Genomic DNA, 12,361 nt, shown 5'->3' with positions numbered 1-12,361 from the left:
CTCACCCCTCCGGGTGAGGGCGGGGTCACTCCGCTGCCGACCCCGGCGTCCTCGGCCGATCACCTGACCGTGGAGAGTCCCGGACAGGTGGGTGCGCAGCGGCGTCCCGTCCTCGCGCTGTACCTGACCATCGGTCTGGCGGCTCTGTTCGCCACCGGCGTCGGGGCCCGCCCCGACGGCGCGGCATGGGACAGGACCTACGACGTGGTCCTGTACAACCTGCCCTACCTGGCCGCGGCCGCGGCCTGCTTCGCGGCCGCGGGCCGGGTGCGGGCCGAGCGGATCGCCTGGGCGGGGCTCGGCGTGGCCCTGACACTGAGCGCGATCGGCAACGCCCTGCGCGTGCTCGCCGCCGGCCTGGAGGGCACCGGTCCCTCCTCCCCGCTGGCCGACCTGTTCTCGCTGGCCGGTTACCTGACCATCTACGTGCACGTGGTCGGCCTGATCCGGGCCCGCGTACCGCGCTTCCACTCCAGCATGTGGCTCGACGGCGTCGTGGGGGCGTTCGGCACCCTGGCAGCCGGCGTCGGCTTCCTGCTGGGCCCCTACCTGTACCCCGGCCCCGGCGAGCGGGCGGTGGGCGCGATCGAGCTGGTCGGCCCGGTGACCAGCGTGCTGCTGCTCGCCACCCTCGCGGCCGTCGGCTCGATCCTCGGTGTCCGCCTGGACCGCACCCTGCTCACGGTGACCCTCGGCCTGTGTTGCATGTGCGCCGCGGACATCGTGCTGTTCACCCTCAAGGTCCGCGGCGCGTACGTCGACGGCGGGCCGCTGGAGCTGGGCTGGCTCGCGGGCATCGTCTGCGCCGCCGTCGCGGCCTCGGGGGCGCGCAACCGGCGGGCACCGCTGGACCGCAACGGCGGTTCGCGCATCGGGTGGCGGTTGCTCGCCGTGCCACTGGCCTGCATCGTGGCCAGCCTCGTCGTCCTCGGTTCGGGCTGGACCCACCCCATGCCGCCTGTCTCCGCCTGGCTGGCCATCTGCTGCGTGCTCGCCGGGATCGCCCGCATCGCCGTGACCTTCCGCGAGGTGCGCGCCTACAACCAGGTCAAGCAGGAGGCCCGCACCGACGAACTCACCGGCTTGGCCAACCGCCGCGCCCTGGTCGAGCGCGCCCAGGAGCTGGTCGAGGCGTCCACCGCCGGCCGCTCCGGTGCGCTGCTGCTGCTCGACCTCGACGGGTTCAAGGAGGTCAACGACAGCCTCGGCCACGCCGCCGGCGACGACCTGCTGCGCCAGGTGGGGCCACGGCTGCAGCGGGCCCTCCGCGGCGACGACTTCCTCGCCCGCCTCGGCGGTGACGAGTTCGCGGTCCTGCTGCCCGACACCGGGGACGTGCAGGCGCAGGCCCTCGCCGAGCGACTCCACGACCTGCTGCTCGAGCCGTTCACCGTGGGGACCACGCGGCTGCACGTCGGCGTCAGTGTCGGCGTCGCGACCGTCCCCGTGCCGGCGACCGACGTCGAGGAACTCCTGCACTGCGCCGACATCGCCATGTACACCGCCAAGAGCACCCGTGCCGGCGTGCGGGTGTACGTCCCCGACCCGATCACGGGCAGGCCCGGCGGCGATCGTCTGCGGACCATGGAGGAACTGCGGGTCGCCCTCGCCGAGGGCCAGATGGCCGTCCACCTCCAGCCGCAGCTCGACCTGCGCGACGGTGGCGTCTCCGGCGCCGAGGCGCTGATCCGCTGGAACCACCCCACCCGCGGGCTGCTCACCCCCGGCGAGTTCCTCCCGGCCGCCGAGCAGGCAGGGCTGCTGCGCTCGCTGACCGATGCCGTGCTCGAGCTGGCCCTGGAGGCAGCCGGTCGGTGGTGGGGCGAGCACCGGGTGCCGGTCTCGGTCAACCTGTCGGCGGCCAACGTGACCGACCTCGACCTGCCGGAGAAGGTCGTCGCCGCCCTGCACCGCCACGGGCTGCCGGCGCAGGTGCTCACCCTGGAGTTGGTCGAGGACACCCTCATGGCCGACCCCGAGCGGGGCCGCGCCGTGCTGGCCGCCCTGCGTCGCGTCGGCGTCCGGACGTCGATCGACGACTACGGCACCGGCTACAGCTCGCTGGCCTACCTGCGCACCCTGCCGGCTGACGAGCTCAAGCTGGACCGCAGCCTCACGGCGGACGTCGACCGGGACCCGCGCGCCGCGTCGATCGTGCAGCACACCGTCGCGCTCGCCCACGACCTCGGCCTCAGCCTGGTGGCCGAGGGGGTGGAGACGGTCGCGACCAGCGCCGCACTCGCGCGGCTGGGCTGCGACGTCGCACAGGGGTACGCGATCGCCCACCCCATGCCGGTCGACGCCTTCCTCGACTGGCTGGCGGCCTCCGACTCCGCGCTGCTCGACGCGACGCTGCTCCCCCAGCTGAGCCGGGGGCGCACGGCCGGTTGAGGGCGCCGTCGTGCGGCCGCGGGGTCCGCGGCGCAGTGACCGGCGACACGCCCCGAGGTGCACTGCTTTCCGTCGCCGTTCGGACACGATGGGTTCGTGCCCTCGTCTCCGGCTGCCAGCGACCTGATCCGTCCCCGACTCCTCGGGGGAGTCCTCGCACCGACGCAGGCTGCCGAGGACTGGCGTGACCTCGCGCCGGAGATCGTCCGCCAGCGCTTGGTGATCGAGGGCATCCCCGCCCGTCCGGTCGGCGACGAGCAGATCCGGCGCTACCTGTCGGCGCTGTCCCGCGAGGTCGACATGGTGCAGCTCCTGGAGCCGGTGACCCACCGCTCGGACCTGTACGGCTGGGCCGGCTGGATCCACTGGGAGACGTCGGGCGCCCACTTCTACGCGTGGGAGCAGCCGCGGCTGTTCTTCTCGGTGGACATGTACACGTGCAAGGCCTTCGACGTCGACACCGCCGTGTCGTTCACCCGGCGGTTCCTGGACGCGCGCACCGTCGTCGCCAAGTCCTTCTGACATGCCCGTCCGGCTACTGGTCGCGCACACCCCCGCCGAGCGGGACGCCGCACGCACGGTCGAGGGACACGTCTTCCTGCAGGCCTTCGGCAACACGCCGGAGGTGATGGAGGAGGAGTACGGCCCCTTCGAGGCGCGGTCCCGCTTCGTCGTCGTCCTCGACGAGGAGTCGGGGACCGCCCTGGGCGCCGCTCGGCTCATCCTGCCGGACCCCGCGGCCGGCCCGGTGAAGACGCTGGTCGACGTGGCCGGCGATCCCTGGCGCGTCGACGTCGCAGCCAGCCTCCGGACGGCGGGGCTCACCGGCGGGCCGGTGTGGGACGTGGCGAGCCTGGCCGTGGACCGGCGGTTCCGCAGCGGCGCCGCCGGCGCCGAGCTCACCCTGGCCCTGTGCCACGGCATCCTCGAGCACCCGCGGGTCTGCGGCGCCGAGGGGCTGGTCACCGTCCTGGACGACAAGGTGCTCCGGCTGCTGCGGGTGATGGGAGTGCCGTGGGCACCGCTGCCGGGTGCGGCCTCGCGGCCCTACCTGGGGTCGCCGGCGAGCACGCCGTGCGTCATGCGCGTCGACGCCGTGGGGCCGAGCATCCGTGCCCGCCGGCCCGACGTCGCGCCGGCCGTGGTGGACGGTGTCTTCAGCTCGATCGTCCTGGACCCGGCGGACCTGGCGCCCGGCCGTGGCGCGCTCCGCCCGGAGGCCGAGCCGCTGGTCGCGCCAGGGCGTCCGCTCCCGTCGCGGCGCGACACCACGGAGTGGCGGCCCCCGACGCAGCGGCGGTCGGTCGCCACCGGCCCGACCCCCTGACCGACCGGTCCCCGCCACCCCGGCCCCGACCCGTCTCGGGTGCCTCCAGCGCCGATTCGCAGGTGCACCGGGCTGGTCGACCGGGCGAGGGGACGCCGGCAGCCGGGCCGGTCCCGACGACCGCAGGGACTACTCGTCCCCGCTGGACCCGCCTGGCGCGGCTGGGCTGGACCGCATCGGCTCGCCCGGCATCTTCGGGGAGCGGGACCCGAAAGCGCTGCCCAGAGCCGCAAACCGCAGGTCGCGCGTGAGCGTCAGTGGGTGGGTCATCGGCCGGGGGTTCACCCAGAGCTCGAGTCACAGCCGTGACGTCACCCACCGTTCTGGACGTCACCCGAGCCAGCGTTGCCATCGAGAGGGCTCGGGTTCACGCGCCGGCTCTTCGCCCAGCGCGCGGGCAGCCTCGGCGACGTCGTCCGCGGTGAGCGTCGTTACGTCGGCACGGTCGAGCGCATCTACGCTCCGGTCCTCGTCGCGCGTCAGCCGCAGGGCCTGGCGGTTGAGCGCCTGTTCGAACAGCGTGCGGGCGAAGCGCGCGTTGCCGGACTCCTCACCGGGGCGGAGGCCGCCGAGGATGCGGCGGAGCGTGGCTTCGGCGCCAGGCTCCAACGCGTACTCGTGCTGGGCCAGGATGATCGCGAAGATCGCTTCGAGTTCGTCCGTCGAGTAGTCGGGGAACCTGACCTCGCGAGCGAACCGGGAGCGGAGGCCGGGGTTCGAGAGCAGGAACGACTCCATCAGCCGGGGATAGCCGGCCACGATCACCACGAGGCGATGGCGGTGATCCTCCATGCGCTTGAGCAGGACCTCGACCGCCTCGGGCCCGAAGTCCAGCCGGCCGTCGCCTTCCGGGGCCAGCGAGTAGGCCTCGTCGATGAACAGGACGCCGTCGAGTGCCCGGCGGATCACGCGATCGGTCTTGATCGCGGTCGCACCGACGTACTGCCCCACCAGAGCGGCCCGATCGACCTCCACCAGGTGGCCCTTCTGCAGCAAGCCGACCGCCCGGTACATCTCGGCCAGGAGTCGCGCCACCGTGGTCTTGCCCGTGCCCGGGTTTCCGAGGAACACGAGGTGCTGGGACGTCGCCACCTCGGGCAGGCCGTGCGTCTTGCGGCGCGCCTGCACCTGCAGGAAGGCGACGAGCGCCTGCACCTGCTCCTTCACCGTCTCCAGTCCAACGAGCGCATCGAGCTCCGCCTGCACCGCCGCGAGCGGCCGAGCCGGCCCGGGGCGGCCGCCGAAGAGGTCGCTCACCAGGTCGTCCACGCCCCGCAGACCGGGCCGCGGGAGTTGATCGCCCAGGCGACCGACGGTCTCACGCAGGTCATCAAGTGGCTTGCGCTTGGAAGCCATGCCGGGAGCCTAGGGGCCACGGAGGCGGAGGATCCATCGTGAGAGCCCGGGGTTGGTCGTCGGTGGGGTCGATCACCGCCCACCGCAACCCTGGTTCGGCGAGCTCACCGGTTCGCTCGGCGCGGTGGTAGGCAGCGGTGACTGCCCAGGGTTGGTGACTCCTCGCCTGTGAGGCTGCGGCCTCGCACCAGCACAGTCCCCTGACTCTGCCGCCGACACTCCGGGGCAGCTCTCAGCGTGGGCGGCGCCGTACGGACCCGCGTGACGGTGGCCTGCCGTCGGCGCAACGCCGGCCGGAGGGCCGCCACCTGACGTGGATGCGACCGGGGAGAACCGCTCGTCAGTCGGAGATCAACGCCAACTGCTTGTTGATCTCCTTGGGATTGGTGTCACCGACCACCTTCTGCAGGAAGGGGTGCGGTCGAAGACGAAGTCCCGGAGCGGCCGCAGCAGCCGCGGCGCGTGGTGGAACATCTGCCCGTTGCGGTAGGCCATGTCGAACTGGGACTTGGTGTGAGCGTTCGTGTGCCCGGCCCCGAGGTCCCGGCCGCCAGCACCGTCGAGGAGGGTGGCGACGGGGTGTTCGCCTACGTCCAGCCCGACGGCAGCTGGATGATCAACAACACCGGTTCCCTGGTCGGCCGGGACGGCGTCAGCGCGATCGACGCCTGCGCGACCGAGCGGCGGACCCGGATGCTCCTGGCCGCCATCCGGGAGGTGAGCGCCGCTCCGGTACGGACGCTGGTCAACACCCACCACCATCCCGATCACACGGGCGGCAACGGGTTGTTCGCCGGCGCGACGATCGTCGCGCACGAGAACGCCCGGCCGGAGACGCGTGCGCTGGGGCTGCCGCACAACAACGGCATCTGGACCGACGTCGACTACGGGGACGTCGAGCTGGCGCTGCCGTTCCTCACCTTCGCCGACCGGCTGACCTTGTGGGCGGACGAGGTGCGCTGCGAGCTGCGGTACGCCGGGGGACCGGCGCACACGACCAACGACGTGGTCGTGTGGATCCCCGAGCAGTCAGTGCTGTTCGCCGGCGACCTGCTGTTCAACGGCGGAACCCCGTTCCTGTTGTCCGGGTCGGTGCTGGGTGCCATCGACGTCCTGGAGCAGATCGTGCGGCCGCTGGGCGCGCGGACGATCGTTCCCGGGCACGGGCCGGTCGCCGGCCCGGAGCTGATCGACGAGGTCCTCGCCTGTCTCCGGTTCGTCCGCGACCTCGCGGTCGAGGGGCGGACCGCGGGGGCGTCGCCGCTGGAGCTGGCCCGCGGCACCGACCTCGGCCGGTTCGCCGAGTGGAGCGACGCCGAGCGGATCGTCGGCAACCTGCACCGGGCCTACCTGGCGTTGGCCCGGGCGGCACTCGGCGGTTCCCGGGCAAGCGCGACGTCAGGAGATCGAGGAGATCCGTGCCGCTCTCGCTGTCGGCGCGTGCTGCCTCGGTGGCGTGCTGACCGAGGCGATGGTGCATGCCGTCGAATCCCCGGGGAGCCGCGGCCGGCCTCCGTCGACGCTGCCCTGGGGGCGGCGACGCCACCCGTACGCCGCGGCCATCCCCCGGTGACTTGCCGGAGACGGGCTCGGGGCGACGTGTGGCGGCGAGCGGGGTGGCGATGGGCCTCGTCTCATGGTGCACAGCACTCACGTACGCCCGTCCAGGAGGTCTCCTGTGCTGCCCTTCGTCACCCTGCTGCTGGCCTGTCAACTCGCAGGTGAGGCGCTCGCCCGCGTCACCGGCCTGCCGGTGCCCGGCCCCATCCTGGGGTTGGTGCTGCTGCTGGCCGGGCTGATGGTGCGCGGCCGCCCCGCTCCACGCCTGGAGGAGTCCGCCGATGGTCTGCTGGCCCATCTGACGCTGCTGTTCGTCCCGGCCGGTGTCGGCGTCGTCCAGTACCTGCCCTTGCTGGCCACCGAGTGGCTGGCGGTCAGTGCCTCCGTGGTGGGCGGTGCGGTGGTGGCCATCGCGGTCACCGGGCTGGTGATGCGCGTTCTGAGCCGCCACCCGGAGCCGGTGACCGATGACCGGTGACCTCTACAGCATCTGGGTGTACCTCCAGGAGACCCCGCTGTTCGGCCTGACGCTCACGTTGGCCTCGTACACCGCCGGTTCCTGGCTGCACCGGCGCAGCGGCTCCCGGGCGGTGTTCAACCCCGTGCTCCTGGCCGTCGTCATCACCAGCGTCGTGCTGGCCGTCACCGGGATCGACTATCGGACGTACTTCGAGGGCGCGCAGTTCGTGCACTTCCTGCTGGGCCCGGCCACGGTGGCGTTGGCCGTGCCGCTGTACCGGCAGCTGCCGCAGATTCGGCGGCTGGCGCTGCCGCTTCTCACCGCCGTCGGCGTCGGCTCGCTGACCGCGATCGCCACCGCTGTCGCCATCCCGGCGGCGCTGGGGGCCGACGACCAGACGCTGTTGTCCCTGGCCCCCAAGTCGGCGACCGCTCCGGTGGCGATGGGGGTGTCCGAACAGCTGGGTGGCGCCCCTTCGCTGACCGCAGTCTTCACGATCCTCACCGGTATCACCGGCGCGGTGCTCGGCGGAGCCGTGCTCGACCTCGTCCGCGTGCGCGATCGCCGGGCCCGCGGGCTCGCCGTGGGAGTCGTGGCGCACGGGATCGGGACCGCTCGCAAGATGCAGGTCGACCCCATCAGCGGAGCCTTCGCGGGGCTGGGCCTGGCGCTGAACGCCGTCACGACTGCGGCGCTGGTCCCCCTCCTCTTCACCGTGGTGCCACCGCTTGCCCGGCTGACGCAGTAGCTCCGGCGCATGACCGTGCCATGCGGGGCTGCCACCCACCCAGGAGCGCATCGCGGTGCGGCCGCCAGTGCCGGCCGGCATGCCGGTTCGGGACGCGCTGCCGGACGGCTGCATCCACGAGGCGCGGCGCAGGCGAAGGACCACACAGACTCGGCGGTCACGCCGGTGGTGCCCGCCACCGGGAGACCGCCGGAGAGGAGCGTTGCCGTGACCGCAGCCGACCTGCCCGCCGTGCCGAGTGCGGACGGCGTGTCCGATGACCTGCTGGCCGTGTCGACCCGGACAGGTGATGACGGTGCGGTCACGGTGACGGCCGCCGGGGAGGTCGACGCCTTCACCGCTCCTCTGTTGCGCTCGGTGCTGGACACCCACGTGCGGCTGCAGCCGACGGAGCTGGTGATCGACCTGTCCGGGGTCGAGTTCCTCGGCTCCGCCGGCCTCGCCGTGCTGGTGGAGACACGCAAGTCAGCGCACGCCCGCGACGTCGCGTTCCGGCTCCACGCCACCACCCGCGCGGTCACCCGCACCCTGACGGTCACCGGCCTGATCGACCTGTTCACCGTCACCCACGACGCACACCGATAGCCGATCCGGCGCGGACGACGCGTCGCCGGTGCACACTGCACGTCGAGCGTGGTGGGTCACCCGGGCGCCGGGCGAGGCATCGTGAGGGTGATCCGCCGTTCACCGCGATCCGCCGTCGTTTCGTATGCCGGTTCATCTGTGAGGACGGACCCGGGTGGACCCTCACGGATCCGCGGCCCACGGCTCGGGGCTTGGGGCTTGGGGTCGAGTCGGGGTCCCAGCGGTGCTCGGATCGATTCAGTGCGATGGACACCGCGGTGTGGCGAACCACGTGCGACCGGCGCGGTTGGAAGGAGGACCGGCCCGGCTTGGTCTGACCCTCAGGGACCTCGTCACGCTCAGCGACGGGCGGATGAGGATCGAAGGTGGCATGGAGGCAGGTTGTGGCCGTGGTTCTCGACCACCATCTAGACCCTCCATCGAGGTCGGTCGGCGGGTCCAGGTGTGGAGGGCTTCGAGCACTGCCGCGGCGCCGGTGACGGCGACCTTGCGACCGAAGTGGACGTCGGTGGTCATGGAGGTGTTGGCGTGGCGAATCGCGGTCGAAGGCAGCGTCGGACGCACCCCCGGAAGACCGAGCGATCCGCAGCGGCGGGCGCGGATCCTGCAGGCAGCTCTCGCCGTCATCGCGGACGAGGGCGTGCAGGCGATGTCGTATCGACGCGTCGCGGCACGGGCGGGAGTGCCGCTGGGGTCGATGACGTACTACTTCGCCGACTTCGAGACTTTGATCGTCAGCGGGTTCGAGACGCTGCGCAGCGAGTTGGAGCCCGGCGCCGTCATCAGCGCCCTCGGCATCCAGAACCCCAGTCGCCGGAAGCCACGTCGCGCACCTGAGCTGGCGCTCGGGAGAGTCGGTCATCAGTTCCTCCGGTGCGGGATCGTCGGGCGTGGTGCGTCCGGCGCGGGTCGGTACCGGGCCAGGGCCGAGGGCCGGACACCGAGCCGTCGAAGGTGAGCAACTGGTCGCCGGGGCGCTGGCCGATGACACCGGCGTGCAGTCGCTGGCGGACCAGGGCGCGGCGCAGGGGCGGCGGGACGGGGATGGTCCGGTTCTGCAGCCGCAGCTCAGCCCCGTCGGTGGTCAGCTCACGACGCGCACATCCCACCCCGACCGGCTGCCTGACCACACATCGGGTCCGTGAGCCCACCGATGAGGAGACCGCACATGGCGTTTGCGCGGATCGAGCGCTCAACCACTGCACCGCCGTACTCGAGCACTACAGCAACCGCTACAGCAACGCGCTCGGGACGGGGACGAACCGGACCGGACGGCGACGAAAGTGGTCGGCGTTCGACCTGTGCGGACAGGACAGAGGCGATCCGTGGCGGACGCCGCGGACGCGACTGGGGATCAGCGGCGCTGTCCCGGCCGGTCACCGGCGTCCGCGGTCACTTCATGATCTCCCGTCCCTTGCCGACCACGGTGATGCCCGCCTCGGAGACGACGAGGCCACGAGCACGGTCGTCGTCCTTGTCGACGCCGATCTCGACGCCCTCGCCGATCCGGACGTTCTTGTCGACGATGGCATCGCGGACCACGGCCCGGCGGCCGACGTGCGTGCCGTCGAGGATCACGGACCGCTCGACGGACGCCCAGCTGTGCACGACCACGCCGGGGGAGAGGACCGACTCGCGGACAGAGCCGCCGGAGACGATGACGCCGTTGGACACGATGCTGCTGATCGCCCGGCCGACCCGGTCGCCGTCGTCGTGCACGAACTTCGCCGGCGGCCGGGACGGGATGTGGGTGAGGATCGGCCAGCGCTCGTTGTAGAGGTCGAACGCCGGCATCGTCGCGCAGAGATCCATGTGCGCGTCGAAGTAGGAGTCCAGCGTGCCGACGTCACGCCAGTAGCGCTCGGTGCCGGCCTTCTCCCCGGGGACGTCGTTCGTGTTGAAGTCGTACACCTGCGCCGCGCCCTGTCCGACCAGCATCGGGACGATGTTGCCGCCCATGTCGTGCTTGCTGTCCTCGTCGGCGGCGTCCGTTCGCAAGGCGTCGATCAGCGCCTCGGTGCTGAAGACGTAGTTGCCCATGGACGCGAAAGTCTCGTCGGGGCGGCCGGGCAGCGCGGGCGGATCGGCGGGCTTCTCCAGGAACGCCTCGATCCCCTGCCCGTCGTCCGCCGTCTGGATGACGCCGAAGGCGGTGGCCTCCTTGCGGGGGACAGGGATGCCCGCGACCGTCACCCCGGCGCCCCCGTCGAGGTGCTGGCGCCACATCTGCCGCGGGTCCATGCGGTACACATGGTCGGCACCGAAGACGACGACGAGGTCAGGGCGCTCGTCGTTGATGAGGTTCAGGGACTGGAGGATCGCGTCGGCCGAGCCGGTGTACCAGCGCGGGCCGAGGCGCTGCTGCGCCGGCACCGTGGTGACGTAGTTGCCGAGCAGGTTCGACAGTCGCCACGTCGTCGTGATGTGGCGGTCGAGGCTGTGGCTCTTGTACTGCGTCAGCACGGCGATCTTGAGGATGCCGGCGTTGACGAGGTTGGACAGAGCGAAGTCGATCAGCCGGTAGAGGCCGCCGAACGGTACGGCGGGCTTGGCCCGGTCCTCGGTCAACGGCGCGAGCCGTGTGCCCGCACCACCGGCCAGTACGATCCCGAGGATCCTCGGCTCTGCCATCGCACACCTCCTGAGCCGCCCCAGAGGGGCCTCGATGACCTGGTGTCCCGTGCTGGACGGGCGGGAGGCCCGAGCCTGGAGCGAGGGCCTTAGTGAGCCAGGTCACATCATGCTCGTAGGGGTCCCCTGATCGGAACCGGCGCCGGGGACGTTCGGAAGGGTTGCGAGCCGGCCGTTCCGGGGCACTCCGGTCGAATCGAGAGGCGGACCGGCAGCCCGAGGACCCGACTGCGCCGCCGGCCCACTGCTCCCGCTTCCGGTGGCAGCGGCAGCGGTGGGGGAGCAGAGTCGACAGTGCTCTGGATCACACCGCACCCATGACCGGGGGGCGACCATGGCACTCGCCATCGGCGTCGACATCGGCGGCACCAAGGTCGCCGCCGGCCTGGTCGACGAGCAGGGCGGCATCGTCGCCAGCGCCCGGCGTGACACACCGTCGCACGACCCGGCCATGATCGAGGAGATCATCGCCGACGTCGTCGGGGAGCTGCAGGCATCCCACGAGGTCGAGGCCGTCGGCATCGGGGCGGCCGGGTTCGTCGACGCTGCCCGGTCCACGGTGGTCTTCGCGCCCAACCTGGCCTGGCGCGACGAGCCGTTGCGCCTGAACGTCGAGAAGCGGTGCGGGTTGCCGGTCGTCGTCGAGAACGACGCCAACGCGGCGGCCTGGGCCGAGGCCCGCTTCGGTGCAGGGCGGGGGCAGCAGTACCTCGTCGTCCTCACCGTCGGGACCGGCCTCGGCGGTGGCCTGGTCATCGGCGGGGAGCTGTACCGGGGGCGGCAGGGGATCGCCGCGGAGTTCGGGCACGTGACGGTGGAACCCGGCGGACGGCGGTGCGGCTGCGGTGGCCGTGGTTGCTGGGAGCGCTACGCCAGCGGCCGGGCGCTCATCCTCGAGGCCCAGGAGCTCGCCACGGTCTCGCCGGCCATCGCCGGTCGGTTGCTGGAGCTGGCCGGTGACCGGCCGGAGGCGATCACCGGGCTGCACGTCACGCGCGCGGCCCAGGACGGGGACGAGGCCGCGCTCGAGGCGTTCCGGGTGATCGGCACCTGGCTCGGTCAGGGCATGGCCGCCCTCACCGCGGTCCTGGACCCGGAGGTGTTCGTCCTCGGCGGTGGGGTCTCCGCCGCCGGGGAGCTGCTGCGCGAGCCTGCGGAGCGGTCGCTGCACGAGCGGATCACGGCGCGCGCGTACCGGCAGGTACCGGACGTACGGCTCGCCGAGTTCGGTCCCGAGGCTGGGATCGTCGGCGCGGCCGACCTGGCACGACGCCGGTGAGGCAGGACGGGGGAGGGGACTAGC

General features: G+C 72.3%; 11 protein-coding genes. 9 read left to right on the top strand and 2 right to left on the bottom strand.

What is annotated here, in order from left to right:
• The first annotated feature begins 69 nt into the window (after nucleotides 1–69).
• The 3 genes from ACI78V_RS11105 (at nucleotide 70) to ACI78V_RS11095 (ending at nucleotide 3,718) form a co-directional block, all read left to right on the top strand.
• Nucleotides 70–2,391: a putative bifunctional diguanylate cyclase/phosphodiesterase gene (locus tag ACI78V_RS11105; protein WP_456850957.1), complete on the top strand. Its 2,322-nt coding sequence runs from the start codon at nucleotides 70–72 to the stop codon at nucleotides 2,389–2,391.
• Nucleotides 2,392–2,487: 96 nt separating this feature from the next.
• Entirely contained in the window at nucleotides 2,488–2,913 is a 426-nt protein-coding gene (locus tag ACI78V_RS11100; protein ID WP_456850956.1) for an S-adenosylmethionine decarboxylase, read from the top strand.
• Nucleotide 2,914: 1 nt separating this feature from the next.
• Nucleotides 2,915–3,718, top strand: coding sequence for a hypothetical protein (locus ACI78V_RS11095; protein ID WP_456850955.1), 804 nt, complete (start codon nucleotides 2,915–2,917; stop codon nucleotides 3,716–3,718).
• 330 nt (nucleotides 3,719–4,048) lie between these two features.
• On the opposite strand, the gene ACI78V_RS11090 is transcribed toward ACI78V_RS11095, so the two are convergent.
• A complete protein-coding gene (locus tag ACI78V_RS11090) occupies nucleotides 4,049–5,074 on the bottom strand; it encodes an AAA family ATPase (protein WP_456850954.1) in 1,026 nt (341 codons plus the stop codon).
• A gap of 513 nt (nucleotides 5,075–5,587) precedes the next feature.
• Here ACI78V_RS11090 and ACI78V_RS11085 point away from each other — a divergent pair.
• From ACI78V_RS11085 to ACI78V_RS11065, 5 genes are all read left to right on the top strand, one after another.
• Nucleotides 5,588–6,799 (top strand): MBL fold metallo-hydrolase, encoded by a 1,212-nt coding sequence (locus ACI78V_RS11085; protein ID WP_456850953.1) that lies wholly within the window; start codon nucleotides 5,588–5,590, stop codon nucleotides 6,797–6,799.
• Nucleotides 6,753–7,112, top strand: a complete 360-nt coding sequence (locus ACI78V_RS11080; RefSeq protein ID WP_456850952.1) for a CidA/LrgA family protein — start codon at nucleotides 6,753–6,755, stop codon at nucleotides 7,110–7,112. Before ACI78V_RS11085 ends, ACI78V_RS11080 begins: the two co-directional genes overlap by 47 nt.
• Nucleotides 7,102–7,842 (top strand): LrgB family protein, encoded by a 741-nt coding sequence (locus ACI78V_RS11075; protein ID WP_456850951.1) that lies wholly within the window; start codon nucleotides 7,102–7,104, stop codon nucleotides 7,840–7,842. The genes ACI78V_RS11080 and ACI78V_RS11075 overlap by 11 nt, the downstream gene beginning before the upstream one ends.
• A gap of 207 nt (nucleotides 7,843–8,049) precedes the next feature.
• Complete coding sequence (locus tag ACI78V_RS11070) at nucleotides 8,050–8,427, top strand: STAS domain-containing protein (RefSeq protein ID WP_456850950.1); 378 nt, start codon at nucleotides 8,050–8,052, stop codon at nucleotides 8,425–8,427.
• Nucleotides 8,428–8,941: 514 nt separating this feature from the next.
• Nucleotides 8,942–9,385, top strand: a complete 444-nt coding sequence (locus tag ACI78V_RS11065) for a TetR/AcrR family transcriptional regulator (RefSeq protein WP_456851045.1) — start codon at nucleotides 8,942–8,944, stop codon at nucleotides 9,383–9,385.
• Between the two features lie 434 nt (nucleotides 9,386–9,819).
• On the opposite strand, the gene glgC is transcribed toward ACI78V_RS11065, so the two are convergent.
• Nucleotides 9,820–11,058 carry a glucose-1-phosphate adenylyltransferase gene (glgC, locus tag ACI78V_RS11060; protein ID WP_456850949.1) on the bottom strand — a complete coding sequence of 413 codons (1,239 nt, stop codon included), beginning with the start codon at nucleotides 11,056–11,058 and terminating at the stop codon, nucleotides 9,820–9,822.
• Nucleotides 11,059–11,392: 334 nt separating this feature from the next.
• Here glgC and ACI78V_RS11055 point away from each other — a divergent pair, with 334 nt between their 5' ends.
• Nucleotides 11,393–12,337, top strand: coding sequence for an ROK family glucokinase (locus ACI78V_RS11055; protein WP_456850948.1), 945 nt, complete (start codon nucleotides 11,393–11,395; stop codon nucleotides 12,335–12,337).
• Nucleotides 12,338–12,361: the final 24 nt, after the last annotated feature.

The organism is Geodermatophilus sp. SYSU D00742, assembly GCF_054049935.1.
The sequence above is the reverse complement of the archived record's forward strand: the minus strand, read 5'-3'. Positions and strand labels throughout refer to the sequence as shown.

Coding starts and splice junctions, on each gene's coding strand:
- ACI78V_RS11095 (WP_456850955.1), top strand. CDS start 2,915: ATGCCCGTCCGGCTACTGGTCGCGCACACCCCCGCCGAGCGGGACGCC.
- ACI78V_RS11090 (WP_456850954.1), bottom strand. CDS start 5,074: ATGGCTTCCAAGCGCAAGCCACTTGATGACCTGCGTGAGACCGTCGGT.
- ACI78V_RS11075 (WP_456850951.1), top strand. CDS start 7,102: ATGACCGGTGACCTCTACAGCATCTGGGTGTACCTCCAGGAGACCCCG.
- ACI78V_RS11065 (WP_456851045.1), top strand. CDS start 8,942: ATGGAGGTGTTGGCGTGGCGAATCGCGGTCGAAGGCAGCGTCGGACGC.
- glgC (WP_456850949.1), bottom strand. CDS start 11,058: ATGGCAGAGCCGAGGATCCTCGGGATCGTACTGGCCGGTGGTGCGGGC.
- ACI78V_RS11055 (WP_456850948.1), top strand. CDS start 11,393: ATGGCACTCGCCATCGGCGTCGACATCGGCGGCACCAAGGTCGCCGCC.